Genomic DNA, 20,645 nt, shown 5'->3' with positions numbered 1-20,645 from the left:
GAGCCCGCGATGAAACACGAACTGATCGAGAAGAACATCGGCCTGATGGCGGTGCTGGTGGTGCTGGTGATCGCCATCGGTGGCCTGGTCGAGATCGTGCCGCTGATGTTCCAGGCGCAGACGATCCAGCCGGCGCCGGGCGTCACGCCGTACGCGCCGCTGCGCCTGGCCGGCCGCGACATCTACATCCGCGAGGGCTGCTACGGCTGCCATTCGCAGATGGTGCGCACGCTGGCATCGGAAACGCTGCGCTACGGGCCGTACTCGACCGCCGGCGAGTCGGTCTACGACCGGCCGTTCCAGTGGGGCTCCAAGCGCACCGGCCCGGACCTGGCCCGCGTCGGCGGGCGCTACTCGGACGACTGGCACCGCGTGCACCTGAAGAACCCGCGCAACGTCGTGCCCGAATCGAACATGCCCGGCTACCCGTGGCTGTCGCAGGCACTGGTCGATCCGGACCAGATCGAGACCAAGATCAAGGTGCTCCGGCTGATGGGCCACCCGTACAGCGACGCCGATCTCCAGGGCGCCCGCGCGGCCGTCACCGGACAGACCGAGCTGGATGCGGTCGTCGCCTACCTGCAGGGACTGGGGGTCACACCGAAGGAGGCCGCGCCATGATTTCCGGAATCTTCACCGCACTGCTGCTGCTGGCGTTTCTCGGCATCTGGGCCTGGGCCTGGAGCAAGGGCCCGCGCCAGGGCTTCGGCGAGGCGGCGCTGCTGCCACTGGACGAGGACGGCGCACGCACCGCGCCGCGGGAGACGCACCGATGAGCAGCGGCTGGAGCTGGTACGTCATCGTACTGACCGTCATCAACATCATCGGCCTGGTCTGGCTGCTGCTGGCGACCGCGCGTGGCGGCGGCAGCGGCCCGGCGGCCGCCGAGCCGGTGGGCCACGTCTGGGACGGCGACATCGAGGAGCTCAACAATCCGCTGCCGCGCTGGTGGCTGTGGCTGTTCGTGCTCAGCGTGGTGTTCAGCATCGGCTACCTGGTGTTCTACCCGGGCCTGGGCAACTTCGCCGGCCGGCTGGGCTGGACGTCCGATGGCGAGGTCGAGCACACGCTGGCGGCGACCCAGGCGAAGCTCGAGTCGCTGTATGCGGGCTTCCGCGACCGGCCGCTGGCCGAGCTGGCGCGCGATCCGGCCGCGACCAAGGTCGGCCGCAACGTCTACGCCAACAACTGCGCGGCGTGCCACGGCTCGGATGCGCGCGGTGCCAAGGGCTACCCGAACCTGGTGGACGCGGACTGGCTGTACGGTGGCGAGGCCGACACCGTGCTGGCCAGCGTGCTGCACGGTCGCCAGGGCCTGATGCCGCCGCTGGCAGCGACGCTGCCCGGCGAGGGCATGGACGAGGTGGCGCACTACGTGCTGTCGCTGTCCGGGCAGGACCATGACCGCCGGCTGGCCGCCCTCGGCAAGCCGAAGTTCGAGACGATCTGCGCGGCCTGCCACGGCGTTGCCGGCACCGGCAACACCGCGCTCGGCGCGCCCAACCTTACGGATGACGTCTGGCTGCACGGCCAGGGCGACCTCGCCGCGATCCGCGAGGCGATCACCTACGGACGCAGCGGCGTGATGCCGGCCTGGGAGCCGCTGATCGGTACCGACCGCGCCCGCCTGGCCGCTGCCTGGGTGCTGTCGCAGGCCGAGAGCCGGCCCGCGACGCCCGCGCCCGCTCCGGAGACCGCCGGCGCGTCGCCATGAGCAGCTACCGGCCCCCGCCAGGCGCGTTGCGCCCAGCCGAACGTTTGCCGCGCGACTCGGCCGCGCGGCGCATCGGCGCGGTGGTCTGGCCGTCGTTCTTCGCGGCCGGCGTCGCCACGATGGTGTTCTTCGCGATCGTCGATCCGCTGGACCTGGCCGCGATCACCTGGCCGCAGGTCCGGATCAGCCGGCAGGCCGGCTACACGATCGGTTTCTTCATGTTCTGGCTGTGCACGTTCAGCGCCTGCCTGTTCACGGCGCTGCTGGTCGCGCCGCCGCTGCCCGACGACACGCCGCGGGAGCCGCTGTGAACGACCGCAAGCTCCAGATCAGCGTGGTCGGCAGCGGCCCGCTCTACGCAAAGGAGCCCAAGGTCTACCCGCGCGAGATCGACGGCCGTTTCCAGCGGCTGCGCACCGCGGCCGTGTTCTGGCTGCTCGGCATGTTCTACCTGTTCCCGTGGATCAGCATCGGCGGGCAGCAGCTGGTGCTGTTCGACCTGCCGGCGCGGCGCTTCCACGTGTTCGGGCTGACCTTCTGGCCGCAGGACTTCTACCTGCTGACGATGCTGCTGGTCATCGCCGCGGTGAGCCTGTTCTTCTTCACGGCACTGGCGGGCCGGCTGTGGTGCGGCTATGCCTGCCCGCAGACGGTCTGGACCGAGGTGTTCCTCTGGATCGAGCGCTGGATCGAGGGCGACCGCAACGCCCGCATCAAGCTCGACAAGGGGCCGTGGAATCGCGCCAAGCTGGCGCGCAAGACCGCCAAGCAGGCGGCCTGGATCGGCTTCGCGCTGTGGACCGGCTTCACCTTCGTCGGCTTCTTCACGCCGATCCGCGAGCTCGGCGGCGAGCTGGTGCACTGGACGCTGGGCGGCTGGGAGGCGTTCTGGATCGTCTTCTACGGCCTGGCCACCTACGGCAACGCCGGCTTCCTGCGCGAGCAGGTCTGCAAGTACATGTGCCCGTACGCGCGCTTCCAGAGCGCGATGTTCGACCGGGACACCCTGGTCATCAGCTACGACACGGCACGCGGCGAGCCGCGCGGCCACCGCAAGCGCGGCGCCAACCTGCGGGTCGTCGCTGCATCGGCATCGGCATCGGTGCCGCCGGCACCGGCGCTCGGCGACTGCATCGACTGCCTGGCCTGCGTGCAGGTCTGTCCGACCGGCATCGACATCCGCGACGGGCTGCAGATCGAGTGCATCGCCTGCGCGGCCTGCATCGACGCCTGCGACGCGGTCATGGACAAGATGCAGTACCCGCGCGGGCTGATCCGCTACACGACCGAGCAGGGCCTGGCGGGCCGGCGCCAGCGCGTGGTGCGGCCGCGGACCCTGGTCTATGCCGGCATCCTGGCGGCGCTGGTCGGTGCCTTCCTGTGGGCGGTCGCCGCGCGCGCGCCGGTGATCGTCGAGGTGCTGCACGACCGCAACGCGCTGTTCCGGACGGTCGGCCGCGGCGCCGTCGAGAACAGCTACTCGGTCAAGCTCGTCAACAAGACCGATGCGCCATTGGCGCTCAGCGTGCGCGCGCAGACGGCACTGCCGCTGCGCGCGCTCGGCCTGCCGGCGGCGACGCTGGCGCCCGGCGAGGTGTTCTCGCTGCCGCTGACCCTGCGCGCCGAGGCCGGCACGGTGCGGGGGCGCAACCCGATCGAGGTCGTGGTCGCCACCGCCGACGGCACGGTGCTGGCCCGCGGCCATTCCCATTTCTTCGCTCCGGAGTCGCCATGAGCATCGCCGTTTCCGAGGCCCCGCGCCTGCCGTGGTACCGCGTTCCCGAGGTCTGGCTGATCCTGGTCCTGCTCGGCGCGACGGTGATCGGCTCGATCGCCCTGGTCTTCACCGCCGTCGGCCGGCCCGACGCACCCGTCGCGGTGCCGGGCGATGCGCCGCGGCCGAGCAAGATCCCGCCGATCCGCGCCGCCGATCCGCCGGCGCAGACGCGCTAGGCGGCAGCGGACGCATCCGATGACCGCCTGCTTCCATTGCGGTGAACCGGTCCCGGCGGACCTGCGGCTGACCGCGCGCGTGCAGGACGGCGACCGGCCGGTCTGCTGCATCGGCTGCCGTGCCGCCGCCGAATGGATCGAGGGCCTCGGCCTGGCCGACTACTACCGCCTGCGCAGCATGCCGGCGCAGCCGGTCGCGACGCCGGCCGACTACCGGGCCTGGGATCGTCCGCAGCTGACACGCCTGCACGTGCGGACGACGGCGGCCGATCGGGCCGACGTGGTGGTCCTGGTCGAGGGCCTGCGCTGCGCCGCCTGTGCGTGGCTGATCGAGCGCGCGCTCGGCGCGCTGCCGGGGGTGCGCGAGGTCGGTGTCAACGTGGCGGCGCGGCGCGTCCTGCTCGGCTACGACCCGTCCCGGACGCGGCTGTCGGAGGTGCTGGCCGCGCTGGCGCGCCTGGGCTACGCGCCGCATCCGCTGACCGCCGACGCGATCGATTCGCTGCGCCAGCGCGAGAACCGCGACGCGCTCAAGCGCCTGGTGGTCGCCGGTCTCGGCGCGATGCAGGCGATGATGTACGCCGTGGCGCTGTATGCCGGCGTGTTCGACGGCATCGATCCGGCGGTGCGCGATTTCTTCCGCTGGCTCGGTTTCCTGGTGGCGACGCCGGTGGTGCTGTATTCGGCGCGGCCGTTCTTCGCCGGCGCGCTGCGGGAATGGCGGTCGCGGCGGCTGTCGATGGACACGCCGGTGGCGATCGCGGTCGCGCTGATCTATGTCGCCAGCCTGGTCGAGACGCTGCGCGGCGGCCACGAGATCTATTTCGACTCGGTCAGCATGTTCGTGTTCTTCCTGCTCGCCGGGCGCGCGATCGAGATGCGCGCGCGCCATCGCGCCGGCGACGTCGTCGATGCGCTGGCGCGGCTGCAGCCGCCGCTGGCCGAGCGCCGCAGCGGCGCGGCGTTCCAGACCGTCGGCGTGCACGAGCTGGTGCCCGGCGACACGGTGCGCGTCGGTGCGGGCGCGGCGATTCCGGCCGACGGCGTGCTGGCCGGACCGGCCTGCCGGGTCGACGAGTCCCTGGTCAGCGGCGAGTCGGCCGCCCGGCGGCGCCAGCCGGGCGATCCGGTGATCGCCGGCAGCCTGGTGCTGGACGGTCCGGTCGAGATCACGGTGCAGCGGATCGGTCCTGACACGGTGCTGGCCGGCGTCGTGCGCCTGGTCACGCGGGCGGCCGCCGAGCGGCCGCGCCTGGCGCGGCTGGCCGACGCGCGGGCGTCGCGCTTCGTGCTGCGCGTGCTGGCGCTGACCGCGATCACCGCGGCCGCCTGGTGCGCGTTCGATCCGGAGCGCGCGTTCGGGGCGGCGCTGGCCGTGCTGGTCGTCAGCTGTCCGTGCGCGTTCGCGCTGGCGGTGCCGACCGCACTGACCCGCGCCGTGGCGGTGCTCGCCGCGCGGGGCGTGCTGGTGGTCGATGCCGACGCGCTGGAGGCGCTGGCGACGGCGGACCGGTTCGTCTTCGACAAGACCGGCACCCTGTCCGAGCCGGAGATCGATCTCGCGCGCAGCGTGGTGCTGCGCGGCAGCCGCGACGATGCGCTTGCGATCGCCGCGGCGCTCGAGCAGGGCAGTACGCATCCGCTGGCGCGCGCGCTCCGCCGGGCCGCCGGCGAGCGGCCCCTGCCGGCCGCCGCGGCGCTGCGCCATGTCGCCGGTGCCGGCGTCGAAGGCACGCTCGACGGGCGTCGCTACCGGCTGGGACGCCCGGCCTTCGTGGACGCCGTCGCCACCGACGAGGCCCTGGTGCTGTCCGACAGGCACGGCCCGCTCGCCCGCTTCGCGATCGACGAACGGCCGCGCGAGGGTGCCGCCACCCTGCTGCAGGGCCTGCGCGACGCCGGTGTCGGCTGCGGCATCCTCAGCGGGGACGCGCCCGGCCGCGTGGCGGCGATGGCGGCGCGGCTCGGCGTCGCCGACTGGCGCGCCGGTGCACAGCCGGCCGACAAGCTGGCGCACCTGGCCGGGCTGCGTGGCGAGGGACATGTCGTCGTGATGGTCGGCGACGGCGTCAACGACGCGCCGGTGCTGGCCGGCGCCGATGTCGCGGTCGCGGTGGGCGAGGGCGCTGCGCTGGCACAGGCCGCCAGCGGCATCCTGCTGCCGGCCGGCCGGCTCGATGCGCTGCTGGAAGCGCGCGCGATCGCGCGCTGCATGCTGCAGACGCTGCGCCGCAACCTCAACTGGGCGCTCGGCTACAACCTCTCGGTCGTGCCGCTGGCCGCGTTCGGTCTGGTGCCGCCGTGGCTGGCCGCGATCGGCATGTCGCTGAGCTCGGTCGTGGTGATCGTCCATTCGCTGCGCATCGGCCGTGCGCCGCGCGCGCCGGCTCCGGCCGCGAGTGCCGACGCGCTGCCGGCCGCGGCACGCGAGGCGACGGCATGAACATCATCCTGCTGCTGATTCCGCTCAGCCTCGCCTTGCTCGCGCTGGCGGTCGGCGCGTTCTTCTGGGCCGTCAACCATGCCCAGTTCGACGACCTGGACACGCCGGCGCTGAGTCCGCTGGCCGACGAGGCCGGATCGCCCGCGCCGGCATCGCCTGCGGCGGATCGGCGATGAACGCGCCGCTCACCTTTGCCGCCGCCTGGCTGCTCGGCCTGGTCGCGAGCGGTCATTGCGCGCTGATGTGCGGCGGCATCTCCGGTGCACTCGGCATCGTCACCGCCAAGGACCGCCGCGGCCGGGCCCGCCGGTGGCTGCTGCTCGGCTACCAGTGCGGGCGCGTGCTGTCCTATGTGCTGGCCGGCCTGCTGATCGGCGGCATCGGCGGCGGCATCGTCGGCCTGCTCGACGGCGAGGGCGTGCGCGATGCCCTGCGTGCCGGCAGCGCGGCGGCCCTGGTGCTTTCGGCGCTGGTCATCCTCGGGCGCCTGCGCGATCCGGGCGACATCGTCGGCCGCAGGGTCTGGCTGCGGCTGGCACCGCTCGGACGGCGGCTGATGCCGGTCTCGACGTTCCCGCGCGCGGTCGCGTTCGGCATGGTCTGGGGCTGGATGCCGTGCGGCTTCGTCTACACGGTGCTGCTGATCGCAGCCGTTTCGGCCGATCCGGCGCAGGCGGCGCTGACGATGTTCGCCTTCGGCCTGGGCACGCTGCCGGCGATGCTCGCGGCCGGCTGGGGCGCGCCGCGGCTGATGGCCTGGTCGGGCCGCCGCAACGTGCGCCGTGCCGCCGGCGTCGCCCTGCTCGGCTGCGCGGCATTGGTCATGTCCGGTCCGTGGCTGGTCGCGATGTTGCCGGGCCTGCACGGCTGGTTGCCGTTCGACTGCGCGCCGTTGCGCTGAGGAACATCGGTACGAACCTGCGTGGTCCGAGCGGGTGCACCGGCCGTCCTCGCATCAATTGCGAATAATTCTCATCCGGTTTAGACTTCCATTTCCCGTCCCGCCCCAGCCGCTTCAGCCCGGGCCTTCGCTTTTTCAGGAACCCGTCCATGAAGCTATCCACCGTGCTGGGTGGCGGCGTGCTCGCCGCCTTCGTCCCGTTGCTGGCCCAGGCCCATACGCCGTATCTGGCACCCGCCAGCTTCGAGCCGATGCACGGCAACCTGGTCACGCTCGACGCCGCCTTCGGCGAGGAGCTCTTCGTACCGGAAGTGGTCTTCGACAACAGCGTGTTCGCGGTCGTCGGCCCCGACGGCACGCGCGTTCCGGCCGACAGCGTGCAGCGTCTCAAGACTCGGGCGGTCGTCGAGCACGCGCTGACCGGCAAGGGCACCTATCGCTTCAGCAGCGGCCAGCGCCTCGGCGCGGTGTTCCGCACCTGGGAGCTGGACGGCAAGAAGGAGAGCACGCGTGACCCGGCCAAGGCGCTGCCGGCCGGCGCCACGCTGCTCGCGCACTACCAGTCGGTCAATCTTTCCGAAGCCTACGTCACGCTCGGCGCGCCGACGCGCACGGCGCTGGCGCCGTACGGCAACGGCCTGGAGATCGTGGCGGCGACGCACCCGAGCGATCTGTACACCGGCGAGCACTTCGCGTTCGAGGTGCGCTTCGACGGCGCGCCGCTGCCGGGCGCGAAGGTCGAGATCTTCCCGGCGACCGGCGACGGCCGCAGCAAGCAGGCTGCCGCGACGCTGACGACCGACGCCGCCGGCAAGGCGCGCTTCGATCTGGCCCGGGCCGGCACCTGGCTGGCCATCGTCCGGCATCGCGGCAAGGCGCCGGCCGGCGCCGCCGCGCCCGAGTACGGCTACGGCTACACGCTGAGCTTCCGCGTGCTCGATCCCTAGCCGCGGGCGGCGCGCCCGTCGGCGCCTGCCATCCGCGTACCCTCCGGCGCCGCATCGCGCCGGTGCTTCCTCGTCCCTCGGCTTGAAGAAGAGCACATCATGAACAAGCATCTCCCGGGCCTGCTGATCGCCCTTGCCCTGGTGCCGGCCGCTGCCGCCGCCGATTCTGTCCAGTCCGCGGCCGGCGCGAAGGCGCCGCCTGCTGCGGCGCACCGCGAAGACGGCGCCGCCGCGATCGCGCGCTTCCTCGAGCAGTTCGACAGCAACGGCGACGGCCGTGTCGATCGCGCCGAGTTCGACGCGTTCCGCCTGGCGCGCTATGCGCAGACCGATGCGGACCACGACGGCAGCGTGGACGTGGACGAGTACGTCCTGGAGTACGCCGCCCGCAACGACCGCGAGATCGAGGCCGCGCGCGAGCGCCAGGTCGAGCAGACGCGGACGCGCTTCCGTGCGCTCGACAAGGACGGCGACGGCTTCGTCAGCCGCGCCGAGTACGACGCCTCCGGCGAGCGTGCATTCGCGCACACCGACAGCGACAAGAATGGCCGGATCGACGCCGCCGATCCGGAGCCGGCCCGCGAGGCGCCGGCGGCCGGAGCGGCCGGGAACGACGCCAAGGCTGGCACCGGAAGCACTGCCGGGAACGCTGGCCGCAGCGGCGCCGCGCGCGCGCCGCGCCGTGACGTCATCGCGATGCCGAGCACGCACACGCGCGCCGGCTTCCTCGAGATCCACGATGCGGACGGCGACGGCACGGTGACGCGGGCGGAGTTCGACCGCCACCGCGGCGAGGCGTTCGCGCGCACCGACGCCGGCGGCGACGGCCGGCTCGATGCCGATGAATACCTGGCCGAGTTCGAGGACCGGCTCGACCGCCAGATCGCCCGCACCCGCGAGAACCGCGACAAGCAGTCGGCGGTCCGCTTCAAGGCGCTCGACACCGACAAGGACGGGCGCATCAGCCCGGCCGAGTACGCCGCTTCCGGCGCGCGCATGTTCGAACGGCTGGACACCGACAGGAACGGCGTCGTCGATGCCACCGATCCGCCGCCGCCGCCGCGCGAACCGGCGGCCGGTCCCGCGTCCCGCTGACACGATCGTCGCCGGTCGCCGCCTCGCGCGGCGCCGGCCTCCTGGGAGTCGCTCATGAACCATGCCCTGCGCGGCGTGCTGGCCGGGCTCGCGCTGATCCTGGCTGTCCCGTCCTCGGCCGAGCCGGCGCTGCGCCAGCGCGAGAACGTCCTCGGCACCTCGTTCGAGATGGCGGTGGCGGGCGTGCCGGACGACGAGGTCGATCGCGCGCTGGCGGCCGCGCTGGCCGAGGTCGCGCGGCTCGACGCCGTGCTCAGCGTCTGGAAGGACGACAGCGAGCTGGCGCGCTACAACGCGTCCACCGGTGCGCAGGCGCCGTCGCCGGATCTGCGCACGGTCCTGCGCGCCTGCGAGCGCTGGCGCGAGAAGACCGGCCATGCGTTCAGCTGCCGCCTCGGCAGCCTGCTGGCGCGCTGGCGCAAGGCCGACGGCGGCGAGACGCTGCCCGACCGCGCCGAGCTGCGCACGCTGGCCCGCGCGATCGATCGCGCCGCCGTCGACCTCGCCGGTGACGGTCCGGTGCCCCGGCCGGAAGGGCTGCAATGGGAAACCGATGCGCTGGCCAAGGGCTGGATCCTCGATCGCGCGCTGGAGCGCGCGCGCGCGGCGGTGCCGGCCGCCACCGGCATCCGCATCGACATCGGCGGCGACGCGGTCTACTGGGGCGAGCCGGCGGCCGGCACGGCCTGGCGCGTGGCCGTCGCCGATCCGCGGCAGCCGCGGGACAACGGCGGCCACATCGCCACGCTCACGCTGCGGTCGCGGGCGATCGCGGCCAGCGGCCACGGCAGCCGCGGCGCGCAGATCGGCCGCAGGCACTACAGCCATGTACTCGATCCGAAGGACGGCTGGCCGGTGGCCTATGCACCGTCGGCGATCGTCGTCGCCGACGACGCGGCGACCGCCGATGCGCTGGCGACCGCGCTGACGGTGATGCCGATTCGCGCCGGCCTGGACCTGGTGGAGGGCCTGCCCGGCGTGGCGGCGCTGGTCGTCACCGAAACCGGCACGCCGTTCGTGTCGTCCGGCTGGGCGGCCCTGCTCGACGGCGACAGCCGCAGCGATCCGGCCTGGCCGGCCGGCTTCGCGTTCGCGGTGGACTACGAGATCCCGCAGCAGGCGGCGGCCGAGTACCGGCGGCCGTACCTGGCGATCTGGATCGCCGCACGCGACGGCACGCCGGTGCGGCAGCTGCTGGTGCTCGGCGACAGCGCGCGCTGGCTGCGCGAACTGCCGACCTGGTGGCGCCGCTACGGGCGCCGCGACGAGTCGGCGATCCACGGCATCGCGCGCGAGACGCGGCGGCCGGGCCGCTACAGCGTCGGCTGGGACGGCCGCGACGATCGCGGGCGTGCGGCCGCCGCCGGCGACTACGTACTGGTGGTCGAGGCCGCGCGCGAGCACGGCGGCCACGAGCTGGTCGAGCTGCCGTTCACGCTGTCGGCCCGGCCGATCGCGCTGGAGCGCAGCGGCGCGGCCGAGGTCGGCCGGATCCAGCTGCGCCTGGGCGCCGCACGCTAGCGGCGCGACCCGTTCTTCACCGCGACGACCCGCCCGGGCGTCGCCGCCCACCGAGCGACGCATCGGCGCCCACCGGCGACGCCGCAGCCAGGTACCCGAAACCCGCGCCTGCCCGGCGCGGCGACCGATTTCGTCCTACCACTGCGGAGTCCACGACATGAAAGCGTTGCGATCCCATCCCGGTCGGCAGCAGCCGATCCGATCCATGCTGGCCCTGGCGATCCTCGCCGCGCTCGGCAGCCCGGCCCTGGCGCAGGAGGCGCCGGCCGACGGCGAGACCACCGATACCCTGCAGACGATCCTGGTCGAGGCCACGGCCGAGAAGCCGCAGCAGTCGGCCACCGCGAACGTGACCGTGGTCAGCGCCAGGCAGCTGGACGAGGAGATGGCGCGCAGCTTCGACGACGCGGTGCGCTACATCCCCGGCGTCAGCGTGACCGACATCGGCCGCTTCGGCTCGACCGGCTTCAACATCCGCGGCCTGGAGGGCGACCGCGTCGCGATCACGGTGGACGGGCTCAGCCTCGGCGACACGCTCGATCCGGCGAGCTACCAGGCCTACGACTTCTTCCGCGCGATGCGCGGCGGCGTGGATATCGACGCGCTCAAGACGATCGAGGTCATCAAGGGGGCCGATTCGATCACCGCCGGCAGCGGCGCGCTCGGCGGCGCCGTCGTCCTGGTGACCAAGGACGCGGCCGACTACCTCAAGGCCTCGGGCAACGACACCTACCTCGCGGTCAAGGGCGGCTACGCCAGCGACAGCAACGAGGCGTCGGCGACCGCGACCTTCGCCAACCGTACCGGCATCGTCGAGTCGATGCTGCTGTACACCAAGCGCCGCGGCAACGAGCGGATGTCCCATTTCGAGGTGCCGGGCACGCGCGGGCCCGAGCGGCGCGTGCCCGACCCGATGGAAACCGACAGCGACAACCTGCTGGCCAAGCTCGACCTGGTACTGTCCGACGCGCACCGCGTCGGCGTGACCGCCGAGCGGGCCGAGGCCACCGTGGACAGCGAGGCGCTCTCGCGCCTGGACGCGACCTACCTGTCGCGCGCCGGTCACGACACGTCCGACCGCGATCGCTACGGTCTCCACTACATCTGGACCGCCGGCAATGCGCTGTTCGACGCGATGGAAGCGCGCTACGACCACCAGCGCCAATACACCAGCGGTCTCACGACGATGCTGTTCAACTCGTCCACCTGCCCGCAGGGCCTGCGGCCGTGCCTGCGCACCGAGGACCGCGACTATGAGCAGAAGCTCGATCGCCTCACCGTCCACTTCGACAAGGCCTTCGATGCGGGCGCGGTCAACCACGCGCTGGTCTACGGCCTGGCCTGGCAGACCCGCAGGGCCGAGTTCTCGGCGGTCGATACCCGCTATGTCGGCCAGACCGGCGAGCCGGCCCTGATCGAGGTCGATCCGGACCTGGTACCCAAGACCGACATCGACAGCTGGAATCTCTATCTGCGCGACCGCATGAGCCTGCTCGACGGGCGCCTGGGCCTCACCGCGGGCCTGCGCTACGACCGTTACGACTACAAGCCGAGCTTCGACGGCCAGTACGAGGACCCGAGCGGCACCATCGGCGACGTCAGCTTCTCGGCGCCGACGGGCCAGCTCGGCATCGACTTCAAGCTGACCGATGCGCATACGCTGTGGGCGCAGATGGGCCGCGGCTTCCGCGCGCCGACCGTCGAGGACATGTATTCGCCGACCTCGACCACGCCCGGCGTCGAAGCCGGGACCGGCGCCGAGGTCGAGCTGTGGGACACGGTGGCCAACCCGAACCTGGAGGCGGAGAAGAGCCTCAACACCGAGGTCGGCTGGCGCTGGCAGACCGACCGCCAGCTGCTCGGGATCTCCGCCTACCGCGACCGCTACTCGAACTTCATCGAGCAGGTGACGCGCGTGCGCAACCCCGACACCGCCTATGAGGTCTGCAACGCCAGCGGCAGCAGCTGCACGGTCGAGTACGGCGACGCGTACCTGACGCCCGAGAACGCCGGCCGGGTGATCGTCAAGGGCATCGAGGTCGAGGGGCGCTGGCTGCTCGGCCGCGATTTCAGCCTGCGGCTGGCCTATTCCTACAACGAGGGCGAGAAGCGCAACGGCGACCCGCTGACCAGCATCGTGCCGGCATCCGGTGTGGTCGGCCTGCGCTACCTGGCCCCGTCGCGGCGCTGGAGCGTCACCGGCAACCTGACCCATGCCGCCGCGAAGAAGCGCGGCGATGCGGTGGAGACCGACGCCGACGGCAATCTCCAGCCGACATCGGACTTCCTCAGCGACCGGTACACGGTGTTCGACCTGCTCGCCAACGTCGCGATCACCGACAAGCTGCGTCTCAACGCCGGCGTCTACAACCTGTTCGACGAGGCCTACTACCGCTGGCAGCGCGTGCGCTTCGTCACCGAGGGGTCCGGCGGCGTGCGTGGCGGCGTGCGCGGCGACGGCATCGACCGCTACTCCGAGCCGGGCCGCAACGTGCGCGTCTCGCTGACCTACCGCTTCTGAGTCGGGCCCGGTCCGGAGGGCCGGCTTCGGCCGGCCCTTCCGGGCGGCCACGCGGCGCGGGAACCCCGTCGCCGCGGCCGTGCCGTGGCTTCAGGCCAGTGCGCGGTGGTCTTCCTCGCCGCCTTCGGCCAGTGCGCTCAGCGCCGGCAGGTCCAGGATGCGCACGGTGCGGCGATCGACCTCGACGATGCCCAGGTGCTGCAGGCGCGAGAACAGCCGGCTGACGGTCTCGATCACGAGGCCGAGGTAGTTGGCCATTTCCTGCCGCGACATGCTCAGCTGCAGCTCGCGGGCGTCGTGGCCGGTGCCGGCACGGCGTTCCGAGAGGCTGCGCAGGAAGATCGCCAGCCGCGACAGCGCCTGCTTGCGGCCCATCATCACCGGATGCTGCTGTTCGCGGACGAACTCGCGGCTCATGACGCGGAACAGCTGGTGCTGCAGGCCGGGCACCTGCGCGGCGACCTGGCTGAGCTTGTCGAACGGCACCTCGCAGACGCTGGAGCGTTCCAGCGCCTCGGCCGTGCACTGGTGGCGTTCGCCGGCCAGGCCGTCGAAGCCGATGATCTCGCCGGTCAGGTGGAAGCCGAGGATCTGCGTGTCACCCTCGGGCAGGGTCACCGAGGTCTTCAGCGAGCCGGAGCGGACGACGAACAGCGCCGGATGGTCGGAGCCTTCGCGGAACAGCGTCTCGCCGCGGTCGAGTGGCTGGCGCCGCTTGACGACGTCGTCAAGCCGCGCCAGATCCTCGCCGCCGATCGAGGCCGGCAGGCACAACTGGTTGAGCGCGCAGCCGGCACAGGACTGGCGCAGTTCGCGCAGGTCGATGATGCGGTTGCCGGTGGACATGGAGGCCGCTCCTGGGTCTGGTCCGCTCGGACATGCCGTCGCCGGCAGGATCGCCACGCCGGCACGGCCGGCAGGTGTCGACACGCGCCCCGTGCGAGCCGTGCCGGCGCGCCGTGGACGCTGGCGGCCTGTCAGGGCCGCCGGCCTGCATTGTCGCATAGCCGGTCTCCGTCAGAGCGTGCGCGAGTAGCGCCCCGGCTCGCTGGCGAGCGCGGGCAGGTAGGCGTCGAAGCACATCGCGATGTTGCGCAGGAGCAGCCGCCCGCCGGGGCGCACCGCGATGCGCTGCGCGGTGACCTCGACCAGCCCGTCGTGCTCGAAGCGCTCCAGCCGCCGCAGCGCGTCGGCGAAGTAGCTCGCGAACGCCAGGTGATGGCGCAGCTCGACCGCCGCGATGTCGATGCCGTCGTGGCACATCAGCTGCTGGATCACGTCGGCGCGCGCGAGGTCGTCCGCGCCCAGCCGCAGGCCACGCTCGATCGGCAGCCGGCCCTGGTCGAGCGCGGCCTCGTAGGGCGGCAGCTCGCGCAGGTTCTGGCTGAACGTGGCGCCGACGTGGCTGATCGCGCTCACGCCGAGCCCGATCAGGTCGCAGTCGGCGTGGGTGGAATAGCCCTGGAAATTGCGGTGCAGCGTGCCGCGCTCCTGCGCCAGGCTGAGCTCGTCGTCGGGCAGCGCGAAATGGTCCATGCCGATGTAGCGGTAGCCGGCGGCGGTCAGCGTCTCCACCGTCATGCCGAGCAGGGCCAGGCGCATCGCCGCATCCGGCAGTTCGGCCGCGACGATGCGCCGCTGCGCCCGGAAGCGCTCGGGCAGGTGGGCGTAGGCATAGGTGACGATCCGCTGCGGCCGCAGCGCGGCGACCTGCTCGAGCGTGCGGCGGAAACGCTCGGGCGTCTGCCGCGGCAGGCCGTAGATCAGGTCGACGCTGACCGAGCGGAAGCCGTGCGCGTGCGCGGCATCGATGACCTCGCCGACCTGTGCCGGGTCCTGCACGCGGTTGATCGCGCGCTGGACGTCGGCGTCGAAGTCCTGGATGCCGAGCGAGAGGCGGTCGAAGCCGAGCTCGGCGAGCTGGTGCACGTAGGCGGCATCGGCGCCGCGCGGATCGATCTCGATGCCGAACTCGCGCTGCCCGAGGCCGGCCAGCGTGAACCGGCCGTCGATCGTCCCGACCAGGGTGCGCAGCTGGCGGGCGTCGAAGAAGTTCGGCGTGCCGCCGCCCAGGTGCAGCTGCTGCAGCGGACGGTCGCGGTCGAACAGCGGTGCGATCCGGTCGATCTCGTGGCACAGCCGGGCCAGGTAGCGATCGGCCTTGCGCCGGTCGCGCGTGATGATGCGGTTGCAGCCGCAGTAGAAGCAGGGGCTGGCGCAGAACGGCACGTGCAGGTAGAGCGACAGCGGCCGCGGGATCGGGTCCTCGTTGGATGCCTGCGCGGCGTGGCGGAAATCGGCCTCGCCGAAATCGTCGCGGAACTGCGGCGCGGTCGGGTAGGAGGTGTAGCGCGGGCCGCTGGTGTCGTAGCGCGCGATCAGCGCGGGATCGAACACCGGCGGTGCGCCGGCAGCGGGCAGGGCGGCGAGGGCGGGAAGCATGGCGCCATCGTGCCGCCGCCGGCGGCGCGCGTATTGATCCGGGTCAAGCAAACCCGCGCGGGGCTCGCCGCGTTCAGTGCGCCTTGCCGTAGCGCTCGCGCAGCGTGGCGACGCGTTCGACGTAGAGCTTGGTCTCGGCGTACGGCGGGACGCCGCCGTGCTTGAGCACCGCGCCCGGCCCGGCGTTGTAGGCGGCCGTCGCCAGGCGCTCGTTGCCGTTGAAGTTCTTGAGCATCTGCGCGAGGTAGCGGGCGCCGCCGCGGATGTTCTCGCCCACGTCGAACGCGTCGGCGACGCCCAGGTCGCCGGCGGTGCCCGGCATCAGCTGCATCAGGCCCTGCGCGCCCTTGTGCGAGAGCGCCAGCGGGTTGAAGGCCGACTCGGCATGGATGACCGCCCGGATCAGGGCCGCGTCGACGCCCGACTCGGCCGCAGCGGCGGCGATCTCGTCGCGGTAGAGCTCGGTGCGCAGCTTGGTGCTCAGCCAGTCGATCGTCGAATGCACGTCGCAGGCGATGCAGGTCGCGATGTAGGTGAACATCATCGCGTAGCGGCCGCTGCGCGGCTTGACGTTGGTGTATTCGGTGATGCCGCCGCCACGGTCGACGCGGTAGACCGCGCCGCTGGTGACCTTGGCGGTGCTGCGCCGGGCGGGCGCGGTGGCGGGGGCGGGCGTCGAACCCGCGTCCGGCGCCGTCGTACCGGCCGGCGCGGTGCTGGTCACGGTGGCGGCGGCCGCCTTGACGTCCGGCCGGCTGCTCTGTTCGTAGCGCCACGTGCTGGTCGCTGCCAGGCTGCCCGCGGCCGGCGGCTTGCGCGCCGCCTCCGGGCTGGCCGTCGCGAACACCTTGCAGTTGCGGAAACCGGCGGTCACGTTGCCGTAGGCGATCGTGCCGTCCGGGCCCTCGCACTTGTAGACGGTATCGGCGCGCGCCGGCGCGCCCAGGGCGAGGGCGAGGGGAAACAGCAGCGCGAGCAGTGGGCGGGGCGGCGTCATGACGCTGAATGGATAGCGCAGCTTCGGGAAAGTTTCCGCAAGCCGTGTCGCAGTTCCCCCTGCAGGCACGTGGCGGCGGACCGGCGTCCATCATAAACTATTGGGCCGCCACCGGTTTCGGGCCATCCCGTCCCGCTACGTGGCCCCGCCCCGACGACGCCCAGCCCATGCCCGGCAAGCTCTACATCAAGACCCACGGTTGCCAGATGAACGAGTACGACTCGACCAAGATGGTCGACGTGCTCCAGGCCGCCCACGGGCTGGAACTGACCCAGGACGAGTCGGAGGCCGACGTCATCCTGATCAACACCTGCTCGATCCGCGAAAAGGCCCAGGAAAAGGTCTTCAGCCAGCTCGGGCGCTGGCGCGAGCTCAAGCAGAAGAACGACCGTGTCGTGATCGGCGTCGGCGGCTGCGTCGCCAGCCAGGAGGGCGATGCGATCGTCAAGCGCGCGCCGTTCGTGGACCTGGTGTTCGGTCCGCAGACCCTGCACCGGCTGCCGGAGATGATCGCCGCCCGCCGTGCCACCGGCCGGCCGCAGGTCGACATCTCGTTCCCGGAGATCGAGAAGTTCGACCGCATGCCCGAGCCGCGGGCCGAAGGCCCGACCGCGTTCGTCTCGATCATGGAAGGCTGCTCCAAGTACTGCACCTATTGCGTGGTGCCGTACACGCGCGGCGAGGAGATCAGCCGCCCGTTCGACGACGTCGTCGCCGAGATCGCCGTGCTGGCCGAGCAGGGCGTGCGCGAAGTGACGCTGCTCGGCCAGAACGTCAACGTGTATCGCGGGCCGATGTTCGACGGCGGCACCGCCGATCTCGGCCTGCTGATCCACGCGATCGCCGAGATCGACGGCATCGGTCGCATCCGCTTCACGACCTCGCACCCGATGGAGTTCTCCGATTCGCTGATCGAGGCCTACGCCAACGTCCCCAAGCTGGCCAACTACCTGCACCTGCCGGTGCAGGCCGGGTCGGACCGCGTCCTGGCAGCGATGAAGCGCGGCTACACCGTGCTCGAGTACAAGCAGCGCATCCGCAAGCTGCGTGCGGTGCGGCCGGACATCAGCCTGTCCACCGACTTCATCGTCGGCTTTCCCGGCGAGACCGACGCGGATTTCGAGAAGACGATGAAGCTGATCGCCGACGTCGGTTTCGACCAGAGCTTCTCGTTCGTCTTCTCGGCACGGCCGGGCACGCCGGCGGCGAACCTCGCCGACGAGACGCCGGCGGCGGTCAAGCAGGCCCGGCTGGCGCGGCTGCAGGCGGCGATCAACGACAATGCGCGCCGCATCGCGCAGGGCATGCTCGGCAGCGTGCAGCGCGTGCTGGTCGAGGGGCCGAGCCGCAAGAACCCCGACGAGCTGACCGGCCGCACCGAGAACATGCGCTACGTCAATTTCGCCGGTCCCGCGCGTCTGGTCGGGCAGTTCGTCGATGTCGCGATCACCGAGGTCATGGCCAACTCGCTACGCGGCCGCATCCGGCTGGACGCGGACATCGCCGCCTGACGCGGCCCCGGCCGGCGCGGCCGGTCAGCGCGCCGCGACGATCGCCAGGGCGTCGGGCTCGCGCCCGGTCGGCCAGCGCGTGGTCACGGTCCAGCCCGTGGTCTCGATCACCGCCACGGTGTCGCCGCCGCTGATCGCGACGTAGGCGTACCGCCCGTCCGGCGCCACGCGCACGCCGATCGGCAGCGCGGTGTCGCCGAGCATGCTCGGGCGGTACGTGGCGCCGGGCGTGGCCAGCGCGACCGAGGCGACCTGCCTGCGTGCGCGCCGGTCGAACACCGCCAGCGTGGCCGAGCGGGCGTTGACGACCAGCACGTGACGGGCGTCCGGCGTCATCGCGGCCCGGATCGGGAACGCTGCGCTCGGCACGGTGGCGGCGACCGCCAGCGTCCGCGCATCGACCACAGAGACGCTGTCGGCATCGCGGTTGGTGACCCACAGCTCGGTGCCGTCGGGCGTGATCGCGATGCCCTCCGCGCCCGCCCCGGTCGGAATGTCGGCGATCCGCCGTCCTTCGTCCAGGTCCACCACCGACAGCAGGCCGCTGCCGACCTGGGTCACGTAGGCACGGCGCCCGTCCGGCGCCAGCGCCACCATGTGCGGCTTGCCGTCGCCGACGGCGATGCTGCGCAGGACCTTGCCGTCGACCACGTCGACTTCGGTCAGCCGGCCGCTGCCTTCGGTCGTCACCACTAGGCGCCGGCCGTCGGGCAGGAAGCGCAGGCCGTGCGGGCGCCGGTTCTCGCCGAGGTCGATCGTCCGCGTCCGGCGGCTGGGCCAGTCGATGACGGTCAGCGTATGGCCGGCGGTGCCGGCACCGTAGTCGGCGACGACGACGTGGCGGCCGTCCGGCGCGACCTCGATCTCGTGCGGGCCTTCGCCGGTGGGGATGCGCGCCCGCAGCGAGCCGTCCCCGAGGTCGAGGGCGTGGATCGAGGCGGCGCTCTTGTTGCCGACCAGCAGCAGGCCTTCGCCCGCGCCAGCGGGCAGGGCAGTCGCCAGCAGGACGGCGGCGAGCAGGGGCAGGGTTTTCATCGGAATCCTCCTCGTGCCGACGGTGCCGGCCTGCGACCGGAGTGCGTCGGCATGTCGCCACGGCGGCGGAAAGGTGTCAACCCGGCACGCCGCGGCTACAATTTGGCGATGCGCCTTTTCATGCAGACCCAGCCGGTCACCACGGAAGCTCCCAAGTTCTACCAGATCGATCTCGAACAAGATCTTCTGGGTGGCTGGACCTTGTCGCGCGAATGGGGCCAGCAGGGCGGCCGCAGCAGCCGCAAGCGCGAGCTGTACCTCGAGCGTGACGCCGCGCTGGCGGCGTTCGAGAGCGCCCGCGACTCGCAGCTGCGCCGCGGCTTCCAGATCATGTTCAGCCGCGGCCTGTAGCCGGCGTGGATCGCAGCGCGCGCGAAGGCCGGCGCGCCGATCGGCCGGCCGGCCCGCCGTCGCGGCGCCCCGCCGCCCGCCCAGAACCCACTTCCGTGCGCCGATCGGGGCGCCACAGCCGGAATCGATGATGACCCTCAAGAACGATCGTCTGCTGCGCGCGCTGCGCCGCCAACCCGTCGACCGCACGCCGGTCTGGATCATGCGCCAGGCCGGCCGCTACCTGCCCGAGTACCGCGCCACCCGCGCCCGTGCCGGCAGCTTCCTGGCGCTGGCCAAGACGCCGGAGCTGGCCTGCGAGGTCACGCTGCAGCCGATCGACCGGTTCCCGCTCGATGCGGCGATCCTGTTCTCCGACATCCTGACGATTCCCGACGCGATGGGCCTGGAGCTGTACTTCGTCGACGGCGAAGGCCCCAAGTTCCGGCATCCGCTGCGCGATGCGGCGGCGATCGCCCGCCTGGGCGTTCCGGACCCGGAGCGCGACCTGCGCTATGTGACCGACGCGGTCCGCCTGATCCGCCGCGAGCTCGACGGCCGCGTGCCGCTGATCGGCTTTTCCGGCAGTCCGTGGACGCTGGCCTGCTACATGGTCCAGGGCGAGGGCTCGTCGGATTTCTCGCACGCCAAGGCGCTGCTCTGGGACGATCCGGCCAGCCTGCACCGCCTGCTCGACGTCAACGCGCGCGCGGTGGCAGCCTATCTGGCGGCGCAGGCCGCGGCGGGCGCCCAGGCGCTGATGATCTTCGACACCTGGGGCGGGTTGCTCGGGCCGGGACCGTTCCTCGAGTTCTCGCTGCGCTACCTGCACCGCGTCGTCGAGGCGCTCAAGGCCGACCCCGTCGCCCGCGAGCTGCCGCTGATCGTGTTCTCCAAGGGCGCCAACGGCCACCTGGAAGCGCTCGCCGGCACCGGCTGCGACGCGCTCGGCCTGGACTGGACGATCACGCTGGGCGAGGCGCGCACGCGCGTCGGCGATCGCGTCGCCCTGCAGGGCAATCTCGATCCGTCGGTGCTCTACGCCCGGCCGGAAACGATCCGTGCCGAGGCCGCCGCGGCGCTGGCCAGCTTCGGTGGCGGCCCGGGCCATGTGTTCAACCTCGGGCACGGCATCACGCCGCAGGTCGATCCGGACCACCTGCGCGTGCTGATCGACGCCGTGCACGACTGGCGGCCGGCCGGCTCCTGATCGGCGCGCCTGCCGCCGGCACATT

The 20,645-nt window shown here is 72.2% G+C and carries 20 protein-coding genes; 16 read left to right on the top strand and 4 right to left on the bottom strand.

What is annotated here, in order from left to right:
* The first annotated feature begins 9 nt into the window (after window positions 1-9).
* The 13 genes from ccoO (at window position 10) to I596_RS11100 (ending at window position 13,095) form a co-directional block, all read left to right on the top strand.
* Window positions 10-621: a cytochrome-c oxidase, cbb3-type subunit II gene (gene ccoO / locus I596_RS11155; protein WP_067647770.1), complete on the top strand. Its 612-nt coding sequence runs from the start codon at window positions 10-12 to the stop codon at window positions 619-621.
* Window positions 618-776 carry a cbb3-type cytochrome oxidase subunit 3 gene (locus I596_RS18090; RefSeq protein ID WP_083965526.1) on the top strand — a complete coding sequence of 53 codons (159 nt, stop codon included), beginning with the start codon at window positions 618-620 and terminating at the stop codon, window positions 774-776. The genes ccoO and I596_RS18090 overlap by 4 nt, the downstream gene beginning before the upstream one ends.
* On the top strand, window positions 773-1,714 hold the full coding sequence (gene ccoP / locus I596_RS11150; RefSeq protein WP_067647767.1) for a cytochrome-c oxidase, cbb3-type subunit III: 942 nt from the start codon (window positions 773-775) through the stop codon (window positions 1,712-1,714). Before I596_RS18090 ends, ccoP begins: the two co-directional genes overlap by 4 nt.
* The gene (locus I596_RS11145) at window positions 1,711-2,025 is read left to right on the top strand and encodes a hypothetical protein (protein WP_067647764.1); all 315 of its coding nucleotides are present in this window, start codon (window positions 1,711-1,713) and stop codon (window positions 2,023-2,025) included. The genes ccoP and I596_RS11145 overlap by 4 nt, the downstream gene beginning before the upstream one ends.
* A complete protein-coding gene (gene ccoG / locus I596_RS11140; protein WP_223303817.1) occupies window positions 2,022-3,449 on the top strand; it encodes a cytochrome c oxidase accessory protein CcoG in 1,428 nt (475 codons plus the stop codon). The genes I596_RS11145 and ccoG overlap by 4 nt, the downstream gene beginning before the upstream one ends.
* Window positions 3,446-3,667: a hypothetical protein gene (locus I596_RS11135; protein WP_067647761.1), complete on the top strand. Its 222-nt coding sequence runs from the start codon at window positions 3,446-3,448 to the stop codon at window positions 3,665-3,667. Before ccoG ends, I596_RS11135 begins: the two co-directional genes overlap by 4 nt.
* A gap of 19 nt (window positions 3,668-3,686) precedes the next feature.
* Complete coding sequence (locus tag I596_RS11130; RefSeq protein WP_067647758.1) at window positions 3,687-6,110, top strand: heavy metal translocating P-type ATPase; 2,424 nt, start codon at window positions 3,687-3,689, stop codon at window positions 6,108-6,110.
* Complete coding sequence (gene ccoS / locus I596_RS11125) at window positions 6,107-6,286, top strand: cbb3-type cytochrome oxidase assembly protein CcoS (RefSeq protein WP_067647755.1); 180 nt, start codon at window positions 6,107-6,109, stop codon at window positions 6,284-6,286. The genes I596_RS11130 and ccoS overlap by 4 nt, the downstream gene beginning before the upstream one ends.
* Window positions 6,283-7,011, top strand: coding sequence for a sulfite exporter TauE/SafE family protein (locus I596_RS11120; protein WP_067647752.1), 729 nt, complete (start codon window positions 6,283-6,285; stop codon window positions 7,009-7,011). The genes ccoS and I596_RS11120 overlap by 4 nt, the downstream gene beginning before the upstream one ends.
* 149 nt (window positions 7,012-7,160) lie before the next feature.
* Complete coding sequence (locus I596_RS11115) at window positions 7,161-7,958, top strand: DUF4198 domain-containing protein (RefSeq protein ID WP_067647749.1); 798 nt, start codon at window positions 7,161-7,163, stop codon at window positions 7,956-7,958.
* A gap of 99 nt (window positions 7,959-8,057) precedes the next feature.
* Window positions 8,058-9,053: an EF-hand domain-containing protein gene (locus I596_RS11110; RefSeq protein WP_067647746.1), complete on the top strand. Its 996-nt coding sequence runs from the start codon at window positions 8,058-8,060 to the stop codon at window positions 9,051-9,053.
* 54 nt (window positions 9,054-9,107) lie between these two features.
* Window positions 9,108-10,574: a DUF2271 domain-containing protein gene (locus I596_RS11105; RefSeq protein ID WP_067647743.1), complete on the top strand. Its 1,467-nt coding sequence runs from the start codon at window positions 9,108-9,110 to the stop codon at window positions 10,572-10,574.
* 205 nt (window positions 10,575-10,779) lie between these two features.
* A complete protein-coding gene (locus I596_RS11100; RefSeq protein WP_223303816.1) occupies window positions 10,780-13,095 on the top strand; it encodes a TonB-dependent hemoglobin/transferrin/lactoferrin family receptor in 2,316 nt (771 codons plus the stop codon).
* A gap of 90 nt (window positions 13,096-13,185) precedes the next feature.
* Here the strand turns inward: I596_RS11100 and I596_RS11095 are convergent, their stop codons facing one another.
* The 3 genes from I596_RS11095 to I596_RS11085 all read right to left on the bottom strand — a co-directional run bounded on the left by I596_RS11095 (window position 13,186) and on the right by I596_RS11085 (window position 16,534).
* Complete coding sequence (locus I596_RS11095) at window positions 13,186-13,941, bottom strand: helix-turn-helix domain-containing protein (RefSeq protein ID WP_067647737.1); 756 nt, start codon at window positions 13,939-13,941, stop codon at window positions 13,186-13,188.
* A gap of 171 nt (window positions 13,942-14,112) precedes the next feature.
* Entirely contained in the window at window positions 14,113-15,537 is a 1,425-nt protein-coding gene (gene hemN, locus I596_RS11090) for an oxygen-independent coproporphyrinogen III oxidase (RefSeq protein WP_067647734.1), read from the bottom strand.
* Window positions 15,538-15,610: 73 nt separating this feature from the next.
* A complete protein-coding gene (locus I596_RS11085; protein WP_067647731.1) occupies window positions 15,611-16,534 on the bottom strand; it encodes a lytic transglycosylase domain-containing protein in 924 nt (307 codons plus the stop codon).
* Between the two features lie 167 nt (window positions 16,535-16,701).
* Here I596_RS11085 and miaB point away from each other — a divergent pair, with 167 nt between their 5' ends.
* Complete coding sequence (miaB, locus tag I596_RS11080; RefSeq protein ID WP_067647728.1) at window positions 16,702-18,045, top strand: tRNA (N6-isopentenyl adenosine(37)-C2)-methylthiotransferase MiaB; 1,344 nt, start codon at window positions 16,702-16,704, stop codon at window positions 18,043-18,045.
* A 24-nt stretch (window positions 18,046-18,069) separates the two neighbouring features.
* Here miaB and I596_RS11075 read toward each other — a convergent pair whose 3' ends face one another.
* Window positions 18,070-19,080 (bottom strand): YncE family protein, encoded by a 1,011-nt coding sequence (locus I596_RS11075; protein ID WP_067647725.1) that lies wholly within the window; start codon window positions 19,078-19,080, stop codon window positions 18,070-18,072.
* A 108-nt stretch (window positions 19,081-19,188) separates the two neighbouring features.
* Here I596_RS11075 and I596_RS11070 point away from each other — a divergent pair, with 108 nt between their 5' ends.
* Together I596_RS11070 and hemE are read left to right on the top strand one after the other, a co-directional pair.
* The gene (locus tag I596_RS11070; RefSeq protein ID WP_067647722.1) at window positions 19,189-19,431 is read left to right on the top strand and encodes a WGR domain-containing protein; all 243 of its coding nucleotides are present in this window, start codon (window positions 19,189-19,191) and stop codon (window positions 19,429-19,431) included.
* 127 nt (window positions 19,432-19,558) lie between these two features.
* Window positions 19,559-20,620, top strand: a complete 1,062-nt coding sequence (gene hemE / locus I596_RS11065; protein WP_425478769.1) for a uroporphyrinogen decarboxylase — start codon at window positions 19,559-19,561, stop codon at window positions 20,618-20,620.
* Window positions 20,621-20,645 lie beyond the last annotated feature (25 nt).

The organism is Dokdonella koreensis DS-123, from assembly GCF_001632775.1.
GTDB lineage: Bacteria > Pseudomonadota > Gammaproteobacteria > Xanthomonadales > Rhodanobacteraceae > Dokdonella > Dokdonella koreensis.
This window is presented reverse-complemented; position numbering and strand designations above follow the sequence as displayed.

Excerpts from the sequence above, each read along its gene's own strand:
- I596_RS11095 (WP_067647737.1), bottom strand. The coding sequence starts at position 13,941 with ATGTCCACCGGCAACCGCATCATCGACCTGCGCGAACTGCGCCAGTCC.
- miaB (WP_067647728.1), top strand. The coding sequence starts at position 16,702 with ATGCCCGGCAAGCTCTACATCAAGACCCACGGTTGCCAGATGAACGAG.
- I596_RS11135 (WP_067647761.1), top strand. The coding sequence starts at position 3,446 with ATGAGCATCGCCGTTTCCGAGGCCCCGCGCCTGCCGTGGTACCGCGTT.
- ccoP (WP_067647767.1), top strand. The coding sequence starts at position 773 with ATGAGCAGCGGCTGGAGCTGGTACGTCATCGTACTGACCGTCATCAAC.
- ccoS (WP_067647755.1), top strand. The coding sequence starts at position 6,107 with ATGAACATCATCCTGCTGCTGATTCCGCTCAGCCTCGCCTTGCTCGCG.
- I596_RS11120 (WP_067647752.1), top strand. The coding sequence starts at position 6,283 with ATGAACGCGCCGCTCACCTTTGCCGCCGCCTGGCTGCTCGGCCTGGTC.
- ccoO (WP_067647770.1), top strand. The coding sequence starts at position 10 with ATGAAACACGAACTGATCGAGAAGAACATCGGCCTGATGGCGGTGCTG.
- I596_RS11130 (WP_067647758.1), top strand. The coding sequence starts at position 3,687 with ATGACCGCCTGCTTCCATTGCGGTGAACCGGTCCCGGCGGACCTGCGG.
- I596_RS11115 (WP_067647749.1), top strand. The coding sequence starts at position 7,161 with ATGAAGCTATCCACCGTGCTGGGTGGCGGCGTGCTCGCCGCCTTCGTC.
- hemE (WP_425478769.1), top strand. The coding sequence starts at position 19,559 with ATGATGACCCTCAAGAACGATCGTCTGCTGCGCGCGCTGCGCCGCCAA.
- I596_RS11110 (WP_067647746.1), top strand. The coding sequence starts at position 8,058 with ATGAACAAGCATCTCCCGGGCCTGCTGATCGCCCTTGCCCTGGTGCCG.
- hemN (WP_067647734.1), bottom strand. The coding sequence starts at position 15,537 with ATGCTTCCCGCCCTCGCCGCCCTGCCCGCTGCCGGCGCACCGCCGGTG.
- I596_RS18090 (WP_083965526.1), top strand. The coding sequence starts at position 618 with ATGATTTCCGGAATCTTCACCGCACTGCTGCTGCTGGCGTTTCTCGGC.
- I596_RS11070 (WP_067647722.1), top strand. The coding sequence starts at position 19,189 with ATGCGCCTTTTCATGCAGACCCAGCCGGTCACCACGGAAGCTCCCAAG.
- I596_RS11075 (WP_067647725.1), bottom strand. The coding sequence starts at position 19,080 with ATGAAAACCCTGCCCCTGCTCGCCGCCGTCCTGCTGGCGACTGCCCTG.
- I596_RS11145 (WP_067647764.1), top strand. The coding sequence starts at position 1,711 with ATGAGCAGCTACCGGCCCCCGCCAGGCGCGTTGCGCCCAGCCGAACGT.
- I596_RS11085 (WP_067647731.1), bottom strand. The coding sequence starts at position 16,534 with ATGACGCCGCCCCGCCCACTGCTCGCGCTGCTGTTTCCCCTCGCCCTC.
- I596_RS11100 (WP_223303816.1), top strand. The coding sequence starts at position 10,780 with ATGCTGGCCCTGGCGATCCTCGCCGCGCTCGGCAGCCCGGCCCTGGCG.
- I596_RS11105 (WP_067647743.1), top strand. The coding sequence starts at position 9,108 with ATGAACCATGCCCTGCGCGGCGTGCTGGCCGGGCTCGCGCTGATCCTG.